Source organism: Leptotrichia sp. OH3620_COT-345, assembly GCF_003932895.1.
In the GTDB taxonomy this organism is placed as follows: Bacteria; Fusobacteriota; Fusobacteriia; order Fusobacteriales; family Leptotrichiaceae; genus Pseudoleptotrichia.
Window position 1 is genome coordinate 203,217 of sequence record NZ_RQYW01000003.1, and the last position, 26,793, is coordinate 230,009.

A 26,793-nucleotide genomic window follows, 5' to 3' on the forward strand; every position below is an offset into this window, starting at 1 on the left:
TCCTCCTATTTCTTTTTTATAAATCTATATATGAATTTTCTTTTTCATATCTATATCAGTATTCTTTTATAATTTCTTCTATTTCCTGAATATTATTTGCATTTATCAACTTATCGATACACTTGTCATTCTGAAATAATTCCATTAATTTCATAAGTATTTCCATATGACTGTCCGCATCTTTAGAAGCGAGGATAAATATAAGATATATTTTCTGTTCTCCGTAATTTACAGGATTATTAAGTTTCAAAAAACTTATTCCTGTATTTATTACTCCGTCTTCGGGTCTTGCATGGGGCATTGCCAAATTTTCTCTTAATACTACATAAAAGCCCAATTCATTTATACTTTTTATCATCGCATGTATATATCTTTCTTCAATCACACCTTTTTCAAGTAGAGGCTTTCCCGCTATACGTATACTTTCCTCCCAGTTTTCTACAAAATCAAGTATCTGTATATTCCCATTCAGTTCTTTTTTCAACATACAAGTTCCTTTCTGAAATATCGTTCCAATTCTTCATATTCCGACATCTGTGAAATTTTTTCAATAAATCCGTATTTAGTTACAAGCTCAAACAAATCATTAATTATATTTAAGTGATTATCTTTATCGATAGTTGCAAAGCTTAAAAATATATTTGCACCTTTTCCGTTGGGGAAAAAAACTTTTTCTTTTACAACTAATAATGAAATACCGCTTTTCAAGACATTTTCCGAAATTCCTGCATGGGGTATCGCAAGTCCTTCTTCAATTACTATATATGCTCCATGTTTTTCTACAATTTTTATCATTTCTTTTATATATTCTTTTTTGACAATTCCGTTTTTCTCTAAAATATTTCCTGCTTCAATTATGGCTTCTTTCCAGTCCTCAACTTTTTCCAAAAATTTTACATTATTATAATTAAGCATCTTTCCGAGCACTGCTCCTACATCCGACAAATCATCAATCACTTTATTTTCAAGCTCTCTTTTCAAATCACCTACAAGTTTATTCCTGTTTTCTATATCTGTATTGTTTTCTATTACTTCTATCAGTTTTTTCATGGATATTTTCGTACTGCTTTTTCTTATTCCATATTTGGAAAGAAGTATAAAATCTTCTTCTTTAAGTAACGGATTTATTTTAATAACGGGAATTCCGTATTTATCTTCCAACTCTACAGTTGATAATATCAAATCGGTGTTTTTATAGTTCGGTACAAAATCTTCTATTAAATAATAAGGAAGTACATCCACTATATCCAAATTATAATTTTCTTTCAGGCTTTGTTCCAATACCTTTGAACTCCCGTATCCAAGTCCACAAATCAATATTACTCTTTTTGTTTTTTCCGAAGTATTTCTTTCAATGGAAGATTTTATGTGAAATCCCATTAAAGCTATTTCATCTTCAGGAAATTTCATCTCAAAAATTCTTTCTATTTCTTTAACTCCCTGACTGACTACATCAAGAATGGGATCCTTTGCCAAAATCAATTCTTTGAAAACGGAATTTGTTATACTGATATTATTTTTAATACGATACATGGCAGGTTTTATATGATACAAAAGTCCATCATAAAGTATTTCGTCTCTTGTCAAATCTATTTTAACTATTTTGCTTACTTTAGAAATCATTTTTTTTATAATCAGTTCTTCATTTATCCAGTCTTCAAAAGAATTGTTCTTAAAATTGTTTATGTTAATCCCTGTTATAAGGTCGGTTATTTCAATTAAAACTTCTGATTTTAATTTCTTTTCACCTGAAATTTTTTTCAATATATTTTCAATTTTTGCATATTCATCAGTATGTACAAGAAATTTTCTTGAGATCATATCTCTATCATTTTCATAAACTTTATGAGAATTCAGCAATACCAGTACATAAGAAAATATCTTACTGTAACTTTCTTCATTTATGTTAAGCTGCATCATTTTCTTTATTTCCAGTATAAATTCTTTTGTATTTTCAATACTTTCCTCTTTTATATATTTATAAAAATAATTTAGAACATGTGTTTTAAAAACTTTCAGATTATTTTTTCCATTTAAAAAAATAAGTACTTCTTCCAACAATTCCACTTTTTTTATGAGAAGTTCCCTTGTATTTCCTACAAGCATGTAACCTTTATCATTTTTATAAAAAAGTTTTATTTCCTCTTTTTCAAGTTCTGACGATAACCGTTTTATATCTTTTTTTACTGTCGTTCTCGAAACTTCAAGTTCCTCACATATTTTTGTAATGTTTAGTCCTTTTTCATCAAAAAACAGTATTAATTTTAAAATGATTTTTCTATCCTCTACAGATAACTTCCCCGATTTTTCCAGAACTTCATAAAGACTTTTAAAATTCTGATTCTTTTCAATAAAAATAGTATTCCTGTCTCTTTCTGTAACTTTATAACCTAATATTTTTAACATGTAATCTATGTTATCAATATAATATCTTGCCGCTCTGTCAGACACTCCGTATTCTTCTGATATTAACTTAAAAGTATATTTCTTTCCTTTAATAAGATTGTTCAATATTTCGGTTTCTCTATAATTCAACATCATATATCACCTTTCACTATAAGAATACCTCATAAAATAAAATAAACAATTTACACTATATTTCAAATATATTTGAAATAATGTTACCCCCTATCTGATTTATGAAATCATTTCGTCACAAAATATCTACAGTTTTAAACATTCATTTAAATACATATTTACAATATAAAAACATCTTCATCTATAGTATAATAATAAATAATACAGATAAAGATGTTTCATGAGGATTTGCTGTTGTTCGCTTCTCTTGCTATCTATTACAAAATTTTGTTCCTCATAAATATTCATTATACTTGGAAAATAGCAACTCCCTTCGTTTACACATCTGTTTTCTTTACCGGCACAATTTCATATTTCTTCGGAAAATTTTGAATGCCTTAAAATTCCGAGATTTTTCTTTTATTCTATATTCTAAATATCGAATAAAAGAAAAACATAAGTTTAAATTATTATTCTCGATTCTTATTTAAAGTAATTGCTCAAATATTAAAAAATTATATATTTTCAAAATAACTTTCAAGCTCCTCATATTTACTTATCTTGGATATTTTCTCAATAAATCCATATTTTGTTGTGAGTTCAAATAAATCATTTAATATTTCCATATGTTCATTTTTATTTTTAGCTGCAAAACTTAAAAATATATTTACTCCTCTTCCGTCAGAAAACTTCACTTTTTCCTTTACAATCAACAATGAAACTCCTGTTTTTAAAACATTCTCTGAAATTCCTGCATGAGGCATCGCTATCCCTTCATCAATTATTATATACGGTCCATGTTTTTCCACTAGCTCTATCATTTCATTTACATAATCGAAAGTCGTATTTTTATTTTTTACAAGCATCGTACCTGCTTCCAACATTCCTTCCTGCCAGCTTTTTACATTATCTAAAAATTTTACATTGTCTCTGTTGAGCAGCCCTTTTAATACTGATCCTATTTCCGATAAATCATCTCTTATCCTCCTATCCAAGCCTTTTTTCAAATCATTTACAAGACTTTGCATATTTTTTATCTCTGTATTATTCTCTATTATTTTCAGTAGTTTTCTTAGTGAAATTTTTGTACTGCTTTTTTCCATTCCATATTCAGACAATTTTTTAAAATCATTTTCTTTGAGTAAAGGATTTATTTTAATAACGGGCACATGATATTTTCTGTTAAGGGAAATTGTAGATATTATTAAATCTATGTTTTCATAACCCGGTATTAAATCATCTGCTAAATAATAAGGTAATACATCTATTATATCCAACTCATAGTTTTCTTTAAGACTCTGTTCAAGAATTTTTGAACTTCCATATCCCAATCCGCAAATTAATATTACTTTTTTTACGTTTTCTCTTTTACTTCTTTCTATAGCGGAATTTATATGAAAACCTATGGAACATAAAGAATATTCTCCAAATTTTATGTTAAATATTTTTTCTGTCTCCTGTACTGCTTTTTCAGCAATTTCAAGAATAGGATCATTATTTAAAATCATTTCTTTAAAAACTGAGTTTACTATCTGAATTTCATTTTTTATTCTATATATTGCAGGTTTTATATTATTGAGAAGCTCTTTATACAATATAATATCATTGGTAAAATCAATTCCTGTGAGCTTTCCTGCTTTGGAAATAATCTTTTCTATAATAACACCTTCGTTTATCCATTGATAAAAAGAATTTTCTGAAAATCCGTTTATCATTATTCCCGTTATGAGATCAGCAATTAACAGTAATTTCCCGTCATTTAAACAAAAATCTTTATTTCTGTTCGTAAATATCTTTTTCAATACTTCTTCAGATATTAAATATTCCGGAGTATGCAATAAAAACTTCTTAACGGTGTGCTTCCTGTCATTATTGTATAATTTTTCAAAATTAATTAAAATAAGTATATATGAAAATACTTTACTGTAATTCTGCTCTCTTATTTCAATATTCATTTTTTTTCTAATTTCTGCTAAAAATTCTCTGACTATTTCTATGTTTTCATATTTTATATATCCATAAAAATAATCTGAACTTTCCCATTTATCATTATTTTCAGAAACAAAAAAACTTCCTCCGTCAAATTGTGCCATAATCTCTTCCAAAGTTTCAACTCTTTTTATGAGAAGTTTTCCTTTATTCCCTTCAAGTTTATATCCCACATAATTCTCATAAATAAGGTTTATGCCATCTTTTTTCAGCTCATCAGTCAGTTTCTCCAAATCTTTTCTAACCTCTATTCTGGAAATTTTCATACTTTCAGCTATATCAGAAAGCTTCAGTCCGCTCTCATCAAAAAAAAGTATCATTTTCAATATGTTCATTCTTTCTTTTAATGATAGATTTTCACGATTCATTTTCATCTCACCTTTCATTTTTGTTTGCTTAGGTTATCTTCAGCAGTATATTTTTTGAAAATATATACACTTTTTCAATATTTCTTCATAAAAATTATTACTATAATAAAATATTACCACTTAAATTAAAAAAAGCAAGTTTTTTTAAAAAAAAATGTTGACATATATATAAAACTATGCTATATTATTCTTGTTAGCAATCACTGTGAAGGAGTGCTAACAAATTTATAAAAAGAATACATTTTATATAAGATGTATAAGACATAATATATAAGGAGAATGATAAATATGGAAGAAAAATTTACACGGAAAAGCATGGAAGCTATTTCAGAAGCTCATAATTTTGCAATAAAATATAGAAGTTCCGATATGAAAGTGGAACATCTGTTACTTGCATTAATAGGACAAATGAATGGTCTTATTCCGAACATTTTGAAAAAAATGGGGATAGATACAATAAGTCTTATGAAAGTATTGGAAGATAAATTAAATAAAATGCCTAAAATTGAAGGAGGAACTTCAGAACCGAGACCTAATGCGGAATTGAACAGAATATTGGTAGGATCGGGAGATTATGCTAAAAAAATGGGAGACAGCTATATAAGCACTGAGCATTTATTTCTGTCAGCTTATGATAACAACAGTTTTTTAAGAGAAAACGGTGTTATAAAAAATCAATTTGAAAATGTTCTTAACGAAATAAGAGGAGGTAGAAAAATTATGTCGGATAACCCTGAAAATTCTTATGAAGCATTGGAAAAATACGGAAAAGACTTAGTAGAACTGGCACGTAAAGGGAAAATAGACCCGATTATAGGTAGAGATAATGAAATAAGACGTGCTATTCAGATTTTATCCAGAAGAAATAAAAATAACCCTATATTAATAGGGGAACCGGGAGTAGGAAAAACTGCCATTGCCGAAGGAATTGCTCAAAGAATACTAAAAGGTGATGTTCCTGAAAATTTGAAAGATAAAACTATATTTTCTCTTGATATGGGAGCATTAATTTCAGGAGCAAAATATAGAGGAGAATTTGAGGAAAGATTGAAAGCCGTACTGGATGAACTTGAAAACAGTGAGGGAAGAATTATACTGTTCATAGATGAAGTTCACAATATAGTAGGGGCAGGGAAAACTGAAGGTTCTATGGACGCCGGAAATCTTTTAAAACCTATGCTTGCACGTGGTGAAATTAAAGTAATAGGGGCTACCACTCTTGACGAATATAGAAAATATATTGAAAAGGATGCTGCCCTTGAAAGAAGATTTCAGCCTATCATGGTTAATGAACCATCTGTAGAAGACACTATTTCCATATTACGTGGTTTGAAAGAGAAATTTGAAATATTCCACGGAATCAGAATTACCGACAATGCTATAGTGACTGCCGCTACAATGAGCGATAGATATATAAACGATCGTTTTTTGCCTGACAAAGCTATCGACCTTATTGATGAAGCCGCAGCAAAAGTAAAAACTGAAATAAATTCAATGCCTACAGAACTTGATGAAGTTACAAGACGTCTTATGCAGTTGGAAATTGAAAAAGTGGCATTGAAAAAAGAGAAGGATCAAGCTTCCAAAGATAGACTTGAAACATTGGAAAAAGAAATTTCAGAACTTAGAGAAGAAGAAAAATCCCTTAAATCCCAATGGGAAAGTGAAAAGGAAGAAGCCGGAAGACTCACGAAAATAAATGAAGAAATTGAAAAAGTTAAGCTCGAAATTGAAGAAGCCGAAAGAAAAAGTGATTATAACAAGCTCGCTGAATTAAAATACGGAAAACTTGCCACTCTTGAAAAAGAAAGAGAAGAAGAGGAAGAAAAGTGGAACAATGCTGATAAAGGAAACTCAAATAAACTGTTGAAACAGGAAATTGACAGTGAGGAAATTGCCGAAATCGTAGGAAAATGGACGGGAATCCCGGTCTCTAAACTCTTACAAGGAGAAAAGGAAAAAATATTGAATTTAGCAGAACATATGAAAACTCGTGTTATCGGACAAGATGAAGCTATTGAAACAATAAGTGATACTATAATAAGATCCCGTGCAGGGCTAAAAGACCCGAACAGACCTATAGGTTCATTTATTTTTCTCGGACCTACAGGAGTAGGAAAAACATATCTGACTAAAACCCTTGCACATAATTTATTTGACGATGAAAACAATATCGTCAGAATAGATATGAGTGAATATATGGACAAATTCAGTGTCTCCAGACTTATAGGTGCTCCTCCGGGATATGTAGGCTATGAAGAGGGAGGACAGTTGACTGAAGCGGTGAGAAGAAAACCATATTCCGTTATACTGTTTGATGAAATTGAAAAAGCTCACCCCGATGTATTCAATGTTTTGCTCCAGTTACTAGATGACGGAAGACTTACAGACGGAAAAGGTAAAGTAGTCGATTTTAAAAATACAATCGTAATAATGACTTCAAACATAGGAAGTGAAATTATATTAAAAGACCCGAAACTTTCAAGGGAAACTAAGGAAGAAGTTCTTGATGAAATGAAACACAGATTTAAACCTGAATTTTTAAACAGAATTGATGATATAGTAGTATTTAACTCGTTAGGAAAAGAAAATGTAAAAAATATTATAAGTCTTATACTGAAAGATATAAATAAAAAACTTAAAGATCAGTTTATAAAAATCGAATTTACAGACAAAGCCCTTGATTTCATAGTGGAAGAGGCATATGAGCCTGCTTATGGAGCAAGACCTTTAAAGAGATTTGTGCAGAAAGATATAGAAACTAACCTTTCAAAAATGATTTTGTCAAATGAAATACCTGAAAACAGTACAGTTTTAATAGAGAGCGACGGAAAGAAGCTGACTTATAAAGTAAAATAACAAAAAAATGTAAAAAAACTCACTGAGTGATAATTCATAAAGTGAGTTTTTATTTTCCGTTTTATTTAAAATATCATTACTGTCGCAGGTATCATGAAAATAATTCCGGAAAAATTTGTAGCTGACAACAGATAACTTTTTTCTCTTAAAAGTCTGATTCTGCAATTTATTACAGCAATCAAAAATCTTAAAAAGATGTTTTATTTTGTTTTTTAATTTTATTAAATTAAATTTCAAATAATTAAAACATAAGAAAATATTTTAAATATCAGCTAACTCTATACTTTTAGTCTTTTCATTTAAAATCAAAATTTCATCGGAAATATATTTTAATATGCTTAAGTTATGACTTATAAATATAATTATTACGTTTTTCAATGATTTTAAAATATCAAGAATTTTCTCCTGATTTTCCAAATCCAATGCTGATGTCGGCTCATCCAGAATCAATACTTCCGGGTTTCCTGCCAATGCTCTTGCAATAGAAAACCTCTGTAGCTCTCCTCCTGATAGCTCACACGGATATTTATTTATAAATTCAGAGTTTACTCCTACTTTATCGGCAAGTTCATTTGGAGTATAATTCGTAGAATTTAGCCGAATAATTTCCAATACGGAAAACTTTACAGTTCTTTTCGGATCAAAGGAATTAAAAGGATTTTGAAATACTATTTGAAAGCCTTTTCTACTACTTAACATTCTTCCGTTTAATAAAATTTCTCCTTTATATTGTAATAGTCCTAAAATCGCCTTTATAAAAGTTGTTTTTCCTGATCCCGTTACTCCTGCCAATCCGTATATTTTCCGTTCCAGTTTTAAATTTATATTTTTAAGTATAATTTTTTCATTATAATTTACTGTTAAATTTCTGATTTCCAGCATTATAGTCTCCTAATTTAAATAATTTCAGTAATTTTCTACTATACTCTTCTTTCGGATTATTTATAACTTCTGAAACTGCTCCTCTTTCAATTATTTTTCCATTTTTCATAATTAACAATTTATCTGAAACTTTTCCAACAATATTCAAATTGTGCGTTATAAATATCAGTGACATTTTTTCTTCTCTTCTGTATTTGTCGAGAAATCTTACTATCTTTATTCCAGTATCTTTATCCAAAGATGTTGTCGGTTCATCACAAATTAAAATTTTAGGTTTTAATAACAGTGCTGTAATAATTACCAGTCTTTGTAACTCTCCTCCTGATAACTCATGCGGACATTTTTTCAGATGATTTTCATTAAGTGAAACTACTTTAAGAAGAGAACTTATTTTTTCTTCATTTCTTTTCAATTTTTTTATTTTATAAATTCTATCAATCTGTTTATCTATTTTTTCTACAGGGGAAAAAGTATTAAAAGGATTCTGATATACTATAGCTATATCTGAAAGCCTTATTGAAGCAATTTCTTTTTCCTGTAATTTTAAGATTTCTCTATCAAAAAATTTTATACTTCCTGAAAAATTATATATCTTTTTATCCAATAATCCTATTATTGCTAAAGCCGTGAGAGTTTTTCCCGAACCTGACTGTCCTATTATTCCCAGTGATTCATTTTTATTAATTTTAAAATTTATATTATCTACTAAAATTTTATCTTTAACCGTTATTTTTAAATTATTTACTTCCAACATCCCGAAGTCCCTCTCCTATTAAATTTATAGAAAAAATTAAAAGTAAAACCAAAATTCCCGGAGGTAACCACAACCACAGTTTATTCTGTATATTTAATACATTCAGTGCTATCGAAAGCATAGATCCCCAGCTGGATCGGGGTTCCTGAACTCCCATTCCTAAAAACGATAGAGATGACTCCATCAAAATAGCTTGGGCAACGGAAGTAGTAAAAATTACAAGAACGGTATTTTTCAAATTAGGAATTATATGATTTATAAGTATTTTTATTGTTTTTTCATCATTTAATTTTAAAATTTGAATAAACTCTTTATTTTTTAATGTTTTTATTTCCGTTCTGATTAATCTTGTAGGCACTGCAAAAGTAAAAAATACTATTATCATTATCAAATTTTTAACAGAGGGCCCTGTGAAAGCGGAAATTGAAATTGCAAGAACATAAAAAGGAAAACACATAAGTATGTCACATATTCTCATAATTACACTATCAAGTTTTTCAAAATAAACCGAAAGAAAACCTAAAATCAGAGAAATAAGCATTTTAATTAAAGTCGCTAAAATCCCTACAGTTAGTGAAACTTTTCCTCCTTCCATTAATCTTGCCAGAATATCCCTTCCTGTAGAATCCGTTCCTAATAATGCTGTTATATTCGGTGGATTTTCTATATTCATCAAATTGACGGCATTGGGATTTACAGGATAAATAACAGGACCAAGAAAAATAAATAAAATAATTGTCAGAAATATTAATCCTCCTGATAATAACTTATATCTCATATTAAACTCCTATTCTTTTATCTAAATAGTAATTTAAAATATCTGATAAAAAATTTGAAATAAGGACAGTAAAAGCTATTATTATAATTATTCCCATAATTAAAGGATAATCCCTGTATAAAACCGCATCATAATTTAATTTTCCAAATCCCGGCCATACAAATATGGTTTCGGTTATTAATGTACCAGAAATAAGATTGGGAATTTCTGTAAAAATCATCGTAAAAATTTGAGGTAAAATATTTCTCAATCCGATTTTTTTGTACGCTTCATATTCTGTCATTCCAAAGCCCCGATATGTTCTTATGTATTCGGCGTCTTTTACAGATGACATATATCCTTTTATATATCTTACAAAATGTGAAAAATTTATAAAAGTTAAAACAGAAATGGGTAATGCCGCGTAATAAATTTTTATAAAAAATTGACTTAACTTATCAGTACTTAAAAGTTCTCCTGTCCCTGAAACAGGGAAAAGCGAAATATCAAATGTAAACCATTTTATAAGTAAAATTGCAAATAAAAACGTAGGCATTGAAATTCCTATTCCACTTATAATATCCGTTATTTTATCAAAAAATTCTTTATTATATGCGGTATACCTTCCTACTATTATTGAAATGTAAAGTGATACTACTAATGACGGTACAGTCAAAAAAAGTGTATTGAGTAATCTTTCCGAAATCACCGTCATTACAGGTTGCCCATACTTCATAGAATAACCGAAATCAAATTTCAAAACTAAAGTAAGCCATTTTAAAAATTTTATCGATATCGGAGCATAATGTCCTTTTTTTTGAAGCATTATTTCAATCTGTTCAGGAGTCATTCCCGGTTTCATTGAATCCATATAAGGGTTTCCGGGAGATAACTGTAGTAGTACAAACACAAAAATACAAATCCCAATTAATATTACTCCGGATATTAATATTCTTCTAATTATATACTTCCTCATTTTTCCTCTTTCACATTAAGTTCTGGAAAAGCTATTTTTCAAGTTCCCAGTTTTCAACATTATAAAAATCTGCAAATGTATTCGGAGTATAGTTTTTCAGATTTTTATTATAAGCTTTTACTATATCCGAAGCATATAAAGGCACCCAAGGTAATTCTTTATTCAATAACTTTCCAAAATCATTAAGTATCTTTGTTCTTTCAGTAATTTCAACAGCTTTTCTATTTAAGTCCATTAAATTATCAGCTTCCTTTGATCTATACCCTGCTATATTCCAACCGAAAACTCCTCTTTTGTCAGAAGCCTGTGTAGAATACCAGTAAGGTGTAGGATCAGGGTCTACATCAAGAGTATTCCCCATCAGATACATCTCAAATTCATGATTTCCCACTACTTTTGTCATTACCGCTTTAAATTCCATAGCTTCTATATTTACTTTGATTCCTATTTTAGCCAGATTGTCCTGAATAACCATACCTGTTTTTTCCCTAATCGTATCTTCTGTAGGAACAGTAAGAGTCAATTCCAGATCTTTTCCATTTTTATCTACAACTCCATTTCCATTTGTATCTTCATAACCTGCTACTTTTAAAAATTTTTTTGCTTTAACTTCATCAAACTTATATTCAATCAGACCTTCTTTCGGATATGACCACAAAGACGGAATCATAGGTGCATTTATCACGACTCCGTTTCCTTCAAGAAGTCCTTTAACTATTGCTTCTCTATCTATTCCGTATGCAATTGCAGTTCTTAAATTTATATCTTTTAAGACCTCATTTCTTAAATTAAAACCCATATACTGTATTTTTGAATTCGGATATTTTATTATTTCTATGCCCCCATCTTTCAGTGTTTTGACATTATCTGATCTGATATTTGAAATATCGGCTATCTGAATACTTCCTTTTAATAATTCTACACTTACGGTTTCTTCATTAACTACTTTAAATATGAAAGTTTTTAATTTAGGCACTCCTTTATAATATTCATCATTTGAAATCAGTTTTACAAATTCTCCCAATTTGAATATATCCAGTTTATATGGACCTGAACCTACGGGATTGGAAATATACTCATTATTTTCTCTCCATTTACTGATCTCAATTTTTTCCCAAATGTGTGAAGGTAAAATTCCTAAAGTTCCTATATTAATCAACATAGGTGAATAAGGTTCATCAAAATTAATTTCTATTGTTTTTTCATCAGGACACGCAATTCCTGCGATTTCAGATGCTTTATTTTCGTGAAACTCTTTAAATCCCTTAATAGACTGAACATAGCTTGCCAAATCTCCCTCATATTCAGGACTTGCCAAAGATTCTAAAGTAAATTTAATATCTTTTGAAGTAACGGGCATTCCGTCATGAAATTTAATATTCGGTTTTAAAGTGAATACAATCTTTTTTCCGTCATTGCTTATTTCATATTTTTCAGCCATTGAAGGTTCTAATTCAATTTTAGAATTTAATTTTAAAAGAGAATCATACACTAATGAATTTACAACAACATCATACTGAGTATTGGCTACCAACGGATTAAATTTCCCCTCGGGAGAAACCGCTATCCCGTAATTCAATTCTGAAACTTTTTCGCCCGCTTTGTCGGCTGTACTTTGTCCTTTTGAACAGTTTATCATTCCTAAACATATTACAACGAGCATTGTTGTTATTTTTAAAGTAGACCATATCTTTTTCATACTAAAATTTTTCATCATTTTCCTCCTCATTAATTACTTATATTTTTCTCTTAAAATATGTGAAGCCTTTACCATTGATGATAATTTTTGTTTTATTACTTCATAAGAATTCAACGGTCTTTTGGCAAATGTTGCAAATCCACAGTCAGGATTCAACCATATTTTTTCAGGCGGTAAAAATTCCAATACCTTTTCTGTCGCCTCAACAATCTCCTCGGGAGTTTCAATAATATGATTTCTCGGATTTATACATCCGAAACCTAATATTATTTTTTTATCTAAAAAATTATTTTCAAACAGCTGCTTTACTTCTCCTGCCCGAGGAGTGGAAAATTCCAATGCCAGCATATCCACATCTAGTGAGTCGAAAAATTCTCCGAGTTTGTCATAAGCCCCTTCAAGTAATACCGTTTCATGACAAGTCCAGTTTCCGCGACAGACATGCATTCCACTTAAAACATCTTCATATTTACGAAGTTCGTCAAATATGGGAGCTAACAAATCATTAGCAAATTTCAATTCCCGATCAACCTTGATCTTTGCAGACAATGCTCCTCAATAAAAAGAATTATCTCCGCTCTGTCTCATAAAAACAACTTCAGATAAAATCGGCTCATCAATCTGAATAATTTTAACTCCCACTGAAACAAGACGTCTTATTTCATTAATCAGCAGTTTTACTACATCATTCCCTAATTCTTTACGATTTTCGTATACTTTCCCCGTGACTTCTTTTAACCACATAGAACGAGTCAGCAAATAAGGACTCGGTAAAGTCATTTTAAAAGGTTTATCCGTAATACTTTTTATCATATCCACTTCTTCAATATTCAGCTTGGTATCTGTAGAAATTTTCCCTGTACATACGGGACTGTTCATAGAATTGTCAGCTGCATCCATTTCTTCGAGACTTTTATTAAAATCATCAGTATTTCCCGTGATTTCTTTTATATTTTCCATTGTCATTAGCTTTATACCAGAAACACGTTCGGCAACATAGCTCATATAATTATCCCGTGACAATTCTCCGCTTATAATTATGTCTATCCCTACGTCTTGTAGCATATTAATAACCGTTTCCGTTTCCGAAAACATTTTTTCTTTATATTTATTACAGTAATAGCTGTCTTTTATACTCTTTTCCTTTAACTGTAACAATTCTTCAGAACGTGGCATACTTCCAATTAATGTAGTCGAAAAAGGTTTAAATATATTTTTCACATTAACCTCCTTAAATTTGATTGTATAACACAGAAAGACTGCCTAAAAATTAAAAATTACTTTTTCAATGTATAAATTCAAAAATATTTTTAAAAATTTATACCACAAGTATTTATTAATTCTAAAGCAATCTTTTATTTTATAAATCGATTAATTTTTAAGGTTCTACTATTAAATTACTGTTAGACAATATTTCTACAACTTCTCCCATCGTGGTTATAGTTCCTACTTCTAAATGGTCATTCAGCTCATAGTAATCAATACAAATACCACAAGTCATAACTTTTACTCCCCTTTTTTCAAGCTCTTTCAAATCTTCTAGACATCCTGAACCTTTAGCAGTTAGTTTTGCTCCTTCTCCGTAAAAAACAATATGAGCAGGCAGATTTTCCCTTTGGGCAAGAGTATGAATAAAGGCTTTCATTAAATTATCAACTAATACTTTTTCACCTTCTCCCATTCCTGTTCCTTTAATTACAACATCATAACTTTGTGCCATTTCAGATCACTCCCATATAATAATTTTTATTACTTTAATTATCATCTTGTCATCTTCTTATTATTAAATATAACACTCGTATATTCCTTTGTCAATAAATATAAGAATTTAAAATACTCTATAAGATTTTTTTATAACAGTCAGAGTTAAATGATTTTTAATAATTGAAAAATAGTAAGATTATGCTTTCACAACTGGAACCCAAAGTTCCATTTCGTAATCGCTACTTTCCATATTTCCTTCAGAATATACTTCAAAGTCAGGTGTTCCTGCATGTTTATATCCCTGCTCGGGGAAAAATACTTCTGTTATATATTTCCAACCCTCATGAATACCGCCCGGCATAGGCCCTCTCAACTTGACAACGACATATTCCGCTTCAGGCACTTCTATTGTTTCAAGTCCTAAGCCTGCAGCTTTCTCCGTATCTTTAACATCATATTCCGCCATATATTCAAATCCGTAACAGGCTCCGTAACTTTGTCTGTCACCTAATTTTTCCGGAATATGATGAGCGACTTTTTCAAATAATTTAATCCAAGCCTTCTGAAAAAAATCTTCTCCGTTTCCTTCAGCTTTTATGCCTGCAACTTTAAAAGCTCTTTTCTTTTCAATTTTTATTTCCATATTCTTTCCTCCTTCAACATTTAAAGATAATCTGATTGGAGAGAAAATTTGAAATGATTTTCCGTTTCTTACTTCTGTGGGAATGGGGAGCCATGAAACTTTTTAAAAGCCGCTGCAAATGAATCAGGAGATTCGTATCCGTATTTAAACGCTATATCAATTATTTTTTCATTACTTTCTCTCAAATCTGTAGCGACACGGGAAAGTTTTCTAAAACGGATATATTCATTTAAAGAATAACCGACCATTATTGAAAAGATTCTACTGAATAAAGGATAAGAATATCCTGAAAGTAATACTACCCGTTTTCTGTCAAGTTCATCAGCCAAAGTTTTCTCAATATAATTCATAGTCTGATTGAAAGCTTTAATAATATACATTTCTAATTCCTCCTTTCATAAAGATTATATATTGAAATGTATAATTTTCCCCGATAATTTCTGTACAAATTTTATCGTTTCAAAAAAGAAGAAAATTCTGTCAATTTTCTTCTCTATCGTTTTTATTTCTTTTTTCTTTTGTTTTAATTTTTTTATTTCTTTATATTCCGACAAAATTAAAAAATATTGGTCATTTAATATTCTATACACTCGGAATTCTTGCGTTTTAATACTTTTACACTTGTACAAACTGTAAATATTCCAAACATAAAGACTGTAATAATCCGTCATTGCTTAATTTTATTTTATTTTCCAAGTTCCCGGAGCAAATAATACAAGCATCGGAAATATTTCAAGCCTTCCTGCCAACATTGCAAAACTCAGTACAATTTTTGACAAATTATTAAGTTCTGTATAACTTAATGTCGGTCCCACTTTTCCAAGTCCCGGCCCTATATTATTAAAAGTCGCTGCAACTGCACTGAAAGCAGTCAGAAAATCATCCGTATTTGCAGCTATTATAAAAAGCATAACTACAAATAAAACCATATATACAAGAAAATAATTTGTAACACTTTTCTGTATTTTTACATCCAGAGTTTTATTTTCATACTTTACGGAAATTACTCTGTTAGGACTTACCATATGTTTTATTTCGGCTGAAAACATTTTCCCAATCATAACTATCCTTGATATTTTAAGACCGCCTGCGGTTGACCCTGCACAGGCTCCGAAAAACATTAATATAAGAAGTATTGTTTGTGAAAATACCGGCCATGAACCGAAATCAGCTGTGGAATACCCTGTTGTTGTTATTATTGAGGAAACTGAAAAAAATACATCTCTGAAACACTGCCATAATGAATTATATTTTGAAACTATATTTATAAATATAAATACCGTGCTCATAAATACCGTTATTAAATAGTATTTGAGTTCTTCATTCGCAAAGGCTTCTTTTATCTTTTTTATTAAAATATAATAATATACATTAAAATTCACTCCGAATACAAGCATCCCCACTGCAAGTACCATTTCCACATAAGCACTGTTATACGGCAGTATACTTCCGTTTCTTACTCCAAAACCTCCTGTTCCTGCTGTTCCAAAGGCAATAAGAGCTGCTTCAAAAATATCCAGTCCCCCGAATACTAAAAGTACGGTAAGGACTATTGTCATTACAACATATATTTTATAAAGAACTCTCGCAGTTGTAGAAAGTTTTGAAACAAGTTTTCCGAAAGTAGGTCCGGGAACTTCAGCTTTCATAACATGAACTGAACTGGGAGAATTTTTCGGAAATACTGCAAGTGCAAGAACAAGAACACCCATTCCACCTACAAAATGTGTAAAACTTCTCCAAAACAAATTTGAACGGCTTATTTTTGAAAGATCAGTTATTACACTTGAACCTGTTGTTGTAAATCCGCTTACAATTTCAAAAAATGAATCTGTAAACGAAAGTACTTCCTTTGTCATAAATAAAGGTAAGGCTCCGAAAAATGATAAAAGTATCCATGATAGGGAAACTATAACAAATCCTTCTCTCCCTTGAATTGATGTATCTTTAGGAGTTCTTGCCGAAAGAACAAACCCTAAAATTAAAAGAATTACTATTACTGAAAAATAAGAAACTTTATATTTTAAAGTTTCTCTGTATATAAAACTTATTATTAAAGGCAGAACCATCAGCCCTGCTTCAAGTAGAAGTATTCTTCCCACTATAAAAGCTATCATTTTTTTGTTCATTTTTTAATTTCTCCTGTTTTTACTTTACATCAGAATATCATCAATGTCTTCTATTGCCTTTCTGAATGTGACAATCATAACTTTATCTTTTTCCTGAATAATATCATTTCCTCCCGGATAAATCATTTCTTCTCCTCTTAATATACAAGTTATTAGAAGGTTAGGAATAACTTTCAAGTCTTTAATAGGTATACTTGTAACTTTACTTTGGGAGCTTACTTCAAATACGATAGCCTCTATCCTATTTTCCACAAGTCTGTGAAGAGTATTCATTTTTGATCCTTTTGCATTTATTTTTGAACGCACGACTCTTATAATTATATCCGATATTATTTTTTTAGGAACAATAATGGAATACAGTCCTTTTTCGTCTAAAACCGGCAATAGAAGAGTTCTACTCATTTTAATCATAATTTTTCCTGAATTAATCGACTTTGCAAACATTGAAATTACTACATTTTCCTCGTCTTTATCAGTTAAAGCCAGAACGGCATCATAATTTTTAATTCCTTCACTTACTAAAAATTCCTGATCAGTTTCTTCACCGTATATAACCACCGCTTCAGGATAACTTCGACTCAATTTTTCAGCTTTTTCTCTGTCGGATTCTATTATTTTCACTTTCTTTTTATTATTCAAAAGCCTTTCAGTAAGATAGTGAGATATAGTTCCTCCTCCTACAAGCATTGCTGAATCTATATTTTTATTTTCATATCCCATTTCATTGTAAAACTTTGTTATAGCTCCGTTTGTTCCTGTGACATATATACTGTCATTTTCAGACAGAATAAAATTCCCTGTAGGTATAAATATGTCATCTCCTCTTTTAACTACAAAAACTATAATTTTATCTGAAGAAATATTCCCCAGATTTTTTAACATAACTCCATTAAGACTACTTTCTTTTGTTATTTCAAGTTCGAGGATATTTGCTCTATTGGAAAAAATACTGTCTACACTTATTGCATTGGGAAACTTAAGTTTACTGATTATACTCTTGGCAGCTTCAGCTTCGGGGTTTATCATCATGGATATTCCCAATTCTTCTCTTACAAATCTCATATTTGTACTGTATTCAGGATTTCTTACCCTTGCAATAGTATATTTCGCCCCTATTTTTTTTGCGATAATACATGAAATAATATTTAATTCATCGGCTTCCGTTACCGCTATAAATACATCAGCACTGTCCGCTCCGGCTTCCAGAAGATTCTCATAGGAGGCCCCGTTTCCTACTAATCCTGTAATATCATTTGTATCTATTATACGATTCAGCACTTCTTCTCTTTTTTCAATTAGAATTACATCATTTCCCTCTTCTGACAATTCACTGCACAAAGATTCTCCAACTACTCCGGCACCTACTATTATTATCTTCATTTTCACCTCTTCTTTTTTTTATTACACCTGTATTATATTTTATTTTGTTATTATATGCAAATATTATTTTTTCTTTTTTTAATATTGAATAAAAAAACTCGGTTAAAATCATTCGAAAATCCCCGAGTTTTATATTATTTGAAAATATTGACATCTAGATTTCACTCCATTTTTCCTAAACACTTTCATCAGGATATTTTGCCACATCTTTTGCAAAATATGTTATTATTGCATTTACTCCTGCTCTTTTAAAAGCATACATCTGTTCCATAACTATATTTTTTTCATCTATCCAACCGTTAAATGCTGCGGCTTTCACCATGGAATATTCTCCCGACACATTATAAGCTATGACCGGAATCCCAAACATTCCCTTCACTTTAGTCAATATATCGAGATAAGCTAAAGCAGGCTTCACTATTATCATATCCGATCCCTGTATAAGATCGGATTCTACTTCGCTTAAATCATCTCCTGCATATCTGTAATCCATCTGGTAAGATTTTCTGTCTCCAAATTTCGGTGCCGAATTTGCAACATTTCTGAAAGGCCCATAAAATGATGAAGAATATTTTTACTGAATAAGACATTATAGCAATATTTCCAAATCCATTTTTATCAAGTATTTCAGATATTTTTTCCACTCTTCCGTCCATCATATCTGATGGGGCAATAATATCCACTCCTGCTTTTGCATAAGACAAAGCTATTTTTGCTAAAATTTCCAAGGTTTCATCATTTTTCACATATCCCTTTTCATCAAAATCCCCGCAATGGCCATGGTTTGTATATTTGCAACAACACACGTCCCCTATGATTAAAAATTCAGGATATTTCCTTTTTATATATTTTACTGCTTTCTGAATGATTCCATTTTCATTATAGCTTTCAGTTGCATATTCATCTTTATACTTCGGTATACCAAACAGCAATATTGAATTTATCCTAATCTCAACAATTCTTCAAGTTCTCCGTCTATTCTGTCTAAAGAATATCTGAATATTACGGGCATTGATTTTATTTCTGTTTTTATATTTTCTCCTTCTTCAATAAAGATAGAATATATTAAATCTTTTTTTTAAGATATACATCTTTCACAAGATTTTTTATTTCAGCACTGTTTCTTAGTTTTCTATGCCTTTTATACATTTCAACCTCTTTTTTATATAATTTTTCTTTTATATTTAGGTAATGCCTAACAATATCTAATTTTTTGAAAAACAATATACAGTATAAAAAATTTTATTCATTATTTAATTTTTCGCTATTTTGTCTATAGTTTCCTGCACTCTTCCCTTTAAAGCCTTGGACCTTTTACAGCTTTTCCCGTATGAAGATATACTTATCTGAAATTCATCATTTTTAACTATTACCCCAAACATGGAATTCATTTCTGTTTTAGATGAAACATTGTTTACAAGTATGTTTTCTTTCATACATATGCCGGATATTTTATCGTTTAATTCCGTATCATCTATTGCAGTCACTACAAGAAAATAATTCTTAACGAGATTTTTTATTTCATTTCCATTGTGTGTCATATTTTTATTTATTATTTTTATTCCTTTTATTTCCGATAATCCCTCTTCTGTAATTTTTTCAGAATAAACCGTAATATTTGCTCAGTATTCTTTTAAAATTTCAATCTTTCTTTTTCCGATTTTACCTCCTCCTATGATTAATATTTCTTTATTTTCAAGATCTACAAACATTGGGAAAAACATTATCAATTCTCCTTTAATTTTTTAGTTTCAATTTTTATAATTGTACATACATTATAGTAAGAACATATTTTTTTGAAATTTATTTTTCCTGAAACAAATACTCTATTATCTGCTCAGCACACTTTCCTTCATTTTCATTGTGAAACTCTTTTTCAAAAACTCTATTTTTTGTCATATAAACTTTATCATAATATTTTTCAATCAAATTTCTTATTACAATATCAAACTCATCTTTTTTGACATTTTCAACATGTTCTGTTATCTGTTTTCCCCCTATATATTTTTCAAGTTTCCAAAGACATGAAATAATCTCTTCCTTACTATAGTTTTCCTTTAAATATTCTTCTTTTATTATTCCGATCCTTTTTTTCAATTGAGTTTCTATAAGTATTTTTCTTGAGTTTAATATTTTGTCGTATAAATACATGGGCATAACTATGTTTCCTATTCTCCTGCTTTCTCCTTCAACTATTACAGTATTCGTTCTGAATGACAAAATCCTTTTTAAAACCTGAGATTCAAAAAATTTTTGTGAATATCTTTCTCCTAATCCTATGTCTCCTAATAAAGAACCTCTATGATTGGCACATTCTTCCAAATCAAGCACATCATATCCTTTTTCTTCCAAAATTTTTAATATCTTAGTTTTTCCTGAGCCTGTTTTCCCATATAATGATATAAATTCGATTTTCCCTATCATTTCAGGTAGTTTTTCATTTAAATACTGTCTATACCCTTTATATCCTTTTGACAATTTTACGATCGGTAAAGAAAATTCTTTGAAAAGTGAAACTATCGTTGAAGAACGCATTCCACCTCTGGAACAGTAAACAACTATTTCAGTGTTTTTTTTTATGTATTTTTCAATTTCCATATATATATCATATACTTTAGGTCCTGCGACTTTTAAAGCTTCTTTTATCGCTTCTTTTTTCCCCTGCTCTTTATATAATGTCCCTATTACTTTCCTTTCGATATCTGAAAAAACGGGAATATTTACTGCTCCGGGTATATGAGCTTCTTTATATTCCATAGGACTTCTTACATCAATAAATACAAGTTTTCTATTTTTTTTCAGCAGTTCTTCATAGCTTTGAGCAATAATCATTTTTCAATCCTCCGAAATAAATCCTTTCTTAAACATTTTCTCTCTCTTATATTCTGTTTACATAATCAAAATATACAAATCCGTCTTCCAATACACACATTTTTGTCATTGAGCCGTTATCTATCCTTATTTTCCAATATCCATCAAGATTTCCGTATAAATAATAACTAACTATAGTTTTTATTACCCCTGCATGAGTAACAATTATAAGCTTTTTATTTTTATATTTATTTATAAGTTCTTTGAGTTTTGTAACAACTCTTCTCATTACTTCTTCAAGACTTTCACCACCTTGAACTTTAAACGTTCTCCAGTTGTTATTCATTTTTTCAGCTTCTTCGGGAAACTCACTGACTATTTCTTCGTAAGTTTTTCCTTCAAATATTCCAAAATTAATCTCTTTAAATTCTTCTAGGAGAATTTTTTTTATTTTTTGATTTATTTTAAGTATTTCCATGCTTTCTACACATCTTTTCAAATTACTTGAAAATACGATATCTATATTTTTTTCAAAATATTTCAGTAATTTCTTTGTTTTTTTCAGCTGTTCTTTTCCTGTTTCATTTAACTCAGGGTCAAGATGTCCGAAATACAGTTTCGACTTGTTCATATCCGTTTCTCCATGTCTTATAAATACGATATCCGTCTGTCTTATTTTCATCTTATTATCACTCCTGTTAATAAAACTAAAATTGTAGAAGCTCCCATAGCATCACCTGTTACCCCTCCTATTTTTCTTTTTACATTTTTCATAAATAATAATATAAACAAAATTGATATCACTAAAACTATCAATCCTTTTATCTTTAATATTAGAAATGAAAGAAATCCCGTCAAAACAATTGAAAAAATAGCTTCACTTTTACCGTTCCCTTCTATATATCCCATTACTCATCCCTTCTTTTCCGGCATATCCCTCAAATCCTGCATTTATAAGTGTGGATAACCTTGAAATAATAGGATAAAGCAATATATAGTCCGACTTTACTTCCGAAAGAAGGATAAATACAGTATCAATGCAACAGCACCGTTTGTACCTATTCTGGAGTCTTTCATAATTTCAAGTATTCTGTCTTTTGAAGCATAACTAAACAAACCGTCAAAAATATCTGCTAAACCGTCGATGTGTATAAGACCTGTTATAATTATCTCTGCTATTATAATCATTATTCCTGTAAGAAGTCTGTTTTCTGTTATTTTTCCCATAAACATATTTATTGTTAAAAGAAAAAATCCTATTATAAATCCCACAAAAAGAAAATACTTTATTGATTTCCCCGGTTTTTTTCGTCATATTTCACTTTTATAAAAACAGGAATTCTTGTCATAAACTGTATTAAAATTAAAAATTCTTCTATCCTTTTTCAATTCCTTTATTTTTCTATAATTACTTTGTATAGCTCTATAATTTACCTATAATACATCTCATATTCCGAAAATATCCCTATTTTTTAAATAAATTTACATACTTTTGTTCAGAATCTATATTGCATATAAATTAAAATTAATACTAATAAAAATTTCTTTAAAACTAAATCTACTAATAATTTATAATACACAATTGTTTTGATAAATCCTTTCAAATCTAAAAGATAACAGCTCTATTTAATTAACCGGAATTACAAATCCTCAAATTATTTTCATTATATTTTTTTCTACATTTATTATAAAATATTGTGTTAGTTTGTTTTTTATCATTTACTGTTTCATTAGTTTCGTTTTCAATTTTTCCAGTTCTTCAAAAAATTTCATTCTTTTTTCTTTTCTTTTCCCATAAACATTTTTCTAAATTTTCCCAAATTTTCATCATAATATTTTTTTACTTTTTTCAACTCGAATAATTTATAGTTTTACTTATACTTTTCTTTATTTATTATAAAATCCAATATAAATTTCTCTTTTTCTAAATTTTTTTCTATTTTTTCCGTTTTATCATTTTCCAATGTTACAATATCATAAAAATCATGATTTTCATAAATTCTATATAAATTTTTATTTCCGGGAACTGACATTTTTTTATGTTATCCCCGTAGACATTTTAAAACTGCCACTCTCCATGTTCCAAAAAAAATCTTTCTTCACTTCTTGCTGACTGTACTATTTTTGCTGTCATTGTTGTAGTTAGTGTCCAATAATTTAATAAATTCAAAATAGGTATCTCCAATATTTTCCCTGCAATAAAAGGAGCTTTGTCTGTAAAAGGTTCATCGGAAAAAATCGTTTTTTCATCTCTTATTCCTTTTATTAAACCTGTAAATTTCATATTTGATATATACTCTATGAGTTCATTATTATCAAACATTTTTTACAAATATTTTTTTTTCACAGGATATCTCATTAAATATTCTATCAGTTCAGAGTATCCGAAATTCAATATACAATAACATAACTGTTTCTATTCATACGCAAAAATACATCAAATACAGCTTCCTGATTATGCATATTATTTTTCAGATAAACTTCACTTTCTGTATACTGATATCTGTCTGAATTTAAAAATCTAAAAGATTTATCCATTATAACCTCATTTTTTTATTTTTTTAATTAATTTCATTTTATCATATTTACTTTTAAAAAAGAATAGATAATTAAGAATTTACAAATAAAGGAAAGAAAACTCATAACATTTTAGTTTCATAAATTAATGCTACCATAGTTTTATACTCCTAAAATATATTTTTATTAATCTTCCGACTTTTTTAAACAAATTCACCTTTCTTTTTCTTTATAATCATAAAGTTAATTATTTCTAATATCATTATTATTTCAGTCTAATTATCAAATCAAAGTTTTTCAATTAATCTGAAATTTTATAAAATAAAAAAGGAACTAAAAAATTAAATAATTTTTAGGCTCCTTTGCTTCAAATCTTGCTATACTGATATTTATATTATTTTTATAATTTTACTTCAAAACCGTTATTTTTATTTAAAAAGTCTGTTTTACCGCATTATAAATTGTACTCTTTTATGATTTTTAATTTTTTCAACAGTTCTAACATTATTTTTTTAATAATAACCTTTGTTTTATTAAAATTTTTTTCAAAAATTTTATATATTCTCAATTAATATTTATTTTCTTTATTGACTTAAAAAAATATCGAGGTATAAATATATTGTTAATTAAATATTATTTTATGCGATAGTGGAAAAGGAGAAAAAATGGAAATCAAAGATTCAGTAAAAAATATGATGAAAGATGTCATAGAATGGAGAAGATATCTCCATAGACATCCTGAAACCGGTTTTGACCTTAACAATACTGTGAGGTTTGTATGTGAAAAACTTGATGAAATGAACATCGAATATGAAACGGATATGGGAAGTAAATGTTCAGTTATAGCTTATATTAATAGGAATAAATCAGGTAAATGCATAGCTATCAGAGCTGATATGGATGCTCTTCCAATAAAAGAAACTACAGATTTTGAATTCAAGTCTGAAAATGATAATATGCATGCATGTGGTCATGATGCACATACCGCTGGGCTTTTATGTGTAGCTAGACTGCTAAAGGAAAGAGAAAACGAACTAAACGGAAAAGTAAAGCTCATATTTCAGCCTGCTGAAGAAATCGGTTTGGGAGCCAAAGGTATAATTGAAAAGGGCGTAATTGACGATGTAGATGAAATTATAGGACTTCATGTAGGGAATATTTACCCTGAAGGAAAAAAAGGTAACCTCATATTTACAAAAGGTCCTATGATGGCATGTATGGATAAATTCATACTTAGAGTTAAAGGACAAGGAGCACACGGAGCTTATCCTCATTTATCAAAGGATCCTATAGTTACTGCAAGTCACATTGTTGTGGGTGTTCAGGAAATATTAGGTAGAGAAATCAATCCTGTTGAGCCTGCTGTAGTCACAATAGGTGTTATAAAAGGAGGAAGTGCATTTAACATTATTCCTGAAGTTGTCGAGCTCGAAGGAACTGTCAGAGCAGTCAACAATGATACAAGGCACTACGTTAAAAAAAGAATTGAAGAAATTGCTTCAAATATTGCATCAGCATTTAGATGTGAAACAGAATATGAATTTTTCTATCAGCCTCCCCCATTGATAAACGATGAAAAAGTTACAACTAAGCTAATGGATCTTGCAGAAAGACTATACCCCGGAAATGTAGAAGAAATGAAATCTCCTATAATGGGTGGAGAAGATTTTGCATGGTATCTTCAGAAAGTACCGGGAACTTTCTTTTTTATACACAATCCTCTTGAAATTGACGGAAAAGTATGGGCTCATCACACTCCAAAATTTGCCATAGATGAAAACTATATGGATAAAGGTATAGTTCTTATGGCAGAATATGCAAAAGAGTTTTTAAAATAAATTTTTATATAACATATTATGAGGGTATAATGCCCTCATTTTTTAAAAGCTTTGTAAAATTCCTTATAATTATTTTTTATTATGAGTTGTCTCATAAAATAGAAAAATATTAGACTGCTTCACGGGATATAAATATATAATGTTATTTTTTCAAACATAATTTCATATTTCTTCGAAAAATTTTGAATACCGAAGTTTTTTAATTCCTTATAACTATTAAAAATACTAAAATAAACAGATATTTTTTCAATTTGAATATGGAGTCTTTTACTATAATTTTAATTACAAGTCTTTGTAAATCCATTAGCTTTTATTATTTTTTGAGCTAATTCATTTATTAAATTTCCATAATAATTTATTTTATAATGATTTCCATTTATTTTTTTAGTAAATGTTAAATTTGAACAATAACTCTCTTTAATAAAATATATAGGAAGACCAAATCCTGTCTTTAAATCTACTATATTTCCCTGTTTAGAATTTAATGTTGTATTTTCAGATATTATTAAAGTTATTTCTCCAAACTGTATTTGCTTATTTATTGCTCTCTTTGATACATCTTTTATTGCTTCTTCTACTTCTTTTCTATATTTTTCATTTAGTATTGCAGCTGAACCAGTTTTACTTTTAGCTTGGTTATTTAATTTTTGGGTTTCCATTGAACTAATAGTTTCTTCTATTCCGTATCTTGCTAATCCTAATGTTCCACAAGAATTTAACATTATTCCTAAAATTATCATCATTACTATCTTTTTCATTATCTTTCAACTCCCATTCTTAAATTTCTTAAATAGCTGTTTATATCCAATACTCCTGTATTTTCTTTTCTTTCATATGGAGATATTCCTATATTAACTTTTGGATTATTTACCAATCCTTTGTCTCGATATTTCCCACTATTATAATCCTTTAACAGCTCATTTCTATTATATTCATCTTTCGCATTCAATAGAAATTCACTATTATCCAA

The 26,793-nt window shown here is 29.2% G+C and carries 23 protein-coding genes and 3 pseudogenes; 2 read left to right on the forward strand and 24 right to left on the reverse strand.

Going from position 1 to position 26,793, the window contains the following annotated elements:
• Positions 1 to 55: 55 nt before the first annotated feature.
• The 3 genes from EII29_RS03245 to EII29_RS03255 all read right to left on the reverse strand — a co-directional run bounded on the left by EII29_RS03245 (position 56) and on the right by EII29_RS03255 (position 4,874).
• Positions 56 to 487: a PTS sugar transporter subunit IIA gene (locus EII29_RS03245; protein WP_125236110.1), complete on the reverse strand. Its 432-nt coding sequence runs from the start codon at positions 485 to 487 to the stop codon at positions 56 to 58.
• A complete protein-coding gene (locus tag EII29_RS03250; protein ID WP_125236111.1) occupies positions 481 to 2,538 on the reverse strand; it encodes a PTS sugar transporter subunit IIA in 2,058 nt (685 codons plus the stop codon). Before EII29_RS03250 ends, EII29_RS03245 begins: the two co-directional genes overlap by 7 nt.
• A 494-nt stretch (positions 2,539 to 3,032) precedes the next feature.
• Positions 3,033 to 4,874, reverse strand: a complete 1,842-nt coding sequence (locus EII29_RS03255; RefSeq protein ID WP_158612454.1) for a PTS sugar transporter subunit IIA — start codon at positions 4,872 to 4,874, stop codon at positions 3,033 to 3,035.
• A gap of 288 nt (positions 4,875 to 5,162) precedes the next feature.
• Between EII29_RS03255 and clpB the strand changes: the two genes are divergently transcribed.
• A complete protein-coding gene (gene clpB, locus EII29_RS03260; RefSeq protein WP_125236113.1) occupies positions 5,163 to 7,733 on the forward strand; it encodes an ATP-dependent chaperone ClpB in 2,571 nt (856 codons plus the stop codon).
• 261 nt (positions 7,734 to 7,994) lie between these two features.
• On the opposite strand, the gene EII29_RS03265 is transcribed toward clpB, so the two are convergent.
• From EII29_RS03265 to EII29_RS12010, 19 genes and pseudogenes are all read right to left on the reverse strand, one after another.
• Positions 7,995 to 8,615, reverse strand: coding sequence for an ATP-binding cassette domain-containing protein (locus EII29_RS03265; RefSeq protein WP_125236114.1), 621 nt, complete (start codon positions 8,613 to 8,615; stop codon positions 7,995 to 7,997).
• Positions 8,581 to 9,369 (reverse strand): ABC transporter ATP-binding protein, encoded by a 789-nt coding sequence (locus EII29_RS03270; RefSeq protein WP_125236115.1) that lies wholly within the window; start codon positions 9,367 to 9,369, stop codon positions 8,581 to 8,583. The genes EII29_RS03265 and EII29_RS03270 overlap by 35 nt, the downstream gene beginning before the upstream one ends.
• Complete coding sequence (locus EII29_RS03275; protein WP_125236116.1) at positions 9,353 to 10,147, reverse strand: ABC transporter permease; 795 nt, start codon at positions 10,145 to 10,147, stop codon at positions 9,353 to 9,355. Before EII29_RS03275 ends, EII29_RS03270 begins: the two co-directional genes overlap by 17 nt.
• 1 nt (position 10,148) lies before the next feature.
• Positions 10,149 to 11,102 carry an ABC transporter permease gene (locus tag EII29_RS03280; RefSeq protein WP_125236117.1) on the reverse strand — a complete coding sequence of 318 codons (954 nt, stop codon included), beginning with the start codon at positions 11,100 to 11,102 and terminating at the stop codon, positions 10,149 to 10,151.
• A 31-nt stretch (positions 11,103 to 11,133) separates the two neighbouring features.
• On the reverse strand, positions 11,134 to 12,816 hold the full coding sequence (locus EII29_RS03285; protein ID WP_158612455.1) for an ABC transporter substrate-binding protein: 1,683 nt from the start codon (positions 12,814 to 12,816) through the stop codon (positions 11,134 to 11,136).
• Positions 12,817 to 12,834: 18 nt separating this feature from the next.
• The gene (locus EII29_RS13120) at positions 12,835 to 14,022 is read right to left on the reverse strand and encodes a cobalamin-independent methionine synthase II family protein (RefSeq protein ID WP_305021990.1); all 1,188 of its coding nucleotides are present in this window, start codon (positions 14,020 to 14,022) and stop codon (positions 12,835 to 12,837) included.
• A 157-nt stretch (positions 14,023 to 14,179) separates the two neighbouring features.
• Positions 14,180 to 14,521 carry a sulfurtransferase-like selenium metabolism protein YedF gene (yedF, locus tag EII29_RS03300; protein ID WP_125236121.1) on the reverse strand — a complete coding sequence of 114 codons (342 nt, stop codon included), beginning with the start codon at positions 14,519 to 14,521 and terminating at the stop codon, positions 14,180 to 14,182.
• Between the two features lie 180 nt (positions 14,522 to 14,701).
• Positions 14,702 to 15,528: pseudogene (locus tag EII29_RS03305) on the reverse strand (GyrI-like domain-containing protein).
• 300 nt (positions 15,529 to 15,828) lie between these two features.
• Complete coding sequence (locus tag EII29_RS03310) at positions 15,829 to 17,277, reverse strand: TrkH family potassium uptake protein (RefSeq protein ID WP_125236122.1); 1,449 nt, start codon at positions 17,275 to 17,277, stop codon at positions 15,829 to 15,831.
• Between the two features lie 24 nt (positions 17,278 to 17,301).
• Entirely contained in the window at positions 17,302 to 18,657 is a 1,356-nt protein-coding gene (gene trkA, locus EII29_RS03315) for a Trk system potassium transporter TrkA (RefSeq protein ID WP_125236123.1), read from the reverse strand.
• Positions 18,658 to 18,832: 175 nt separating this feature from the next.
• Positions 18,833 to 19,806: pseudogene (gene hemB, locus EII29_RS03320) on the reverse strand (porphobilinogen synthase).
• 104 nt (positions 19,807 to 19,910) lie between these two features.
• Positions 19,911 to 20,381 (reverse strand): annotated as a pseudogene (locus tag EII29_RS03325) (bifunctional precorrin-2 dehydrogenase/sirohydrochlorin ferrochelatase).
• A gap of 79 nt (positions 20,382 to 20,460) precedes the next feature.
• Positions 20,461 to 21,489 (reverse strand): tRNA 2-selenouridine(34) synthase MnmH, encoded by a 1,029-nt coding sequence (mnmH, locus tag EII29_RS03330; RefSeq protein ID WP_125236124.1) that lies wholly within the window; start codon positions 21,487 to 21,489, stop codon positions 20,461 to 20,463.
• Positions 21,490 to 21,535: 46 nt separating this feature from the next.
• The gene (locus tag EII29_RS03335; protein WP_125236125.1) at positions 21,536 to 22,150 is read right to left on the reverse strand and encodes a histidine phosphatase family protein; all 615 of its coding nucleotides are present in this window, start codon (positions 22,148 to 22,150) and stop codon (positions 21,536 to 21,538) included.
• Entirely contained in the window at positions 22,147 to 22,377 is a 231-nt protein-coding gene (locus EII29_RS12760; protein ID WP_233573242.1) for an adenosylcobinamide-GDP ribazoletransferase, read from the reverse strand. Before EII29_RS12760 ends, EII29_RS03335 begins: the two co-directional genes overlap by 4 nt.
• Positions 22,378 to 22,473: 96 nt before the next feature.
• Positions 22,474 to 22,740 (reverse strand): adenosylcobinamide-GDP ribazoletransferase, encoded by a 267-nt coding sequence (locus tag EII29_RS12765; protein WP_233573243.1) that lies wholly within the window; start codon positions 22,738 to 22,740, stop codon positions 22,474 to 22,476.
• Between the two features lie 599 nt (positions 22,741 to 23,339).
• Positions 23,340 to 23,501, reverse strand: a complete 162-nt coding sequence (locus tag EII29_RS12770; RefSeq protein WP_233573244.1) for a hypothetical protein — start codon at positions 23,499 to 23,501, stop codon at positions 23,340 to 23,342.
• A 26-nt stretch (positions 23,502 to 23,527) separates the two neighbouring features.
• Positions 23,528 to 23,791 (reverse strand): hypothetical protein, encoded by a 264-nt coding sequence (locus EII29_RS12775; RefSeq protein WP_233573245.1) that lies wholly within the window; start codon positions 23,789 to 23,791, stop codon positions 23,528 to 23,530.
• 68 nt (positions 23,792 to 23,859) lie between these two features.
• Positions 23,860 to 24,006, reverse strand: a complete 147-nt coding sequence (locus EII29_RS12010) for a hypothetical protein (protein ID WP_158612456.1) — start codon at positions 24,004 to 24,006, stop codon at positions 23,860 to 23,862.
• A gap of 644 nt (positions 24,007 to 24,650) precedes the next feature.
• Here EII29_RS12010 and EII29_RS03350 point away from each other — a divergent pair.
• Positions 24,651 to 25,823: a M20 family metallopeptidase gene (locus EII29_RS03350; protein ID WP_125236126.1), complete on the forward strand. Its 1,173-nt coding sequence runs from the start codon at positions 24,651 to 24,653 to the stop codon at positions 25,821 to 25,823.
• Between the two features lie 278 nt (positions 25,824 to 26,101).
• Here EII29_RS03350 and EII29_RS12015 read toward each other — a convergent pair whose 3' ends face one another.
• Complete coding sequence (locus tag EII29_RS12015) at positions 26,102 to 26,581, reverse strand: hypothetical protein (RefSeq protein WP_158612457.1); 480 nt, start codon at positions 26,579 to 26,581, stop codon at positions 26,102 to 26,104.
• Positions 26,581 to 26,793: ABC transporter ATP-binding protein (locus tag EII29_RS03355; RefSeq protein ID WP_125236127.1), on the reverse strand; the 213-nt coding region annotated here is incomplete at its 5' end. The genes EII29_RS12015 and EII29_RS03355, both read right to left, overlap by 1 nt.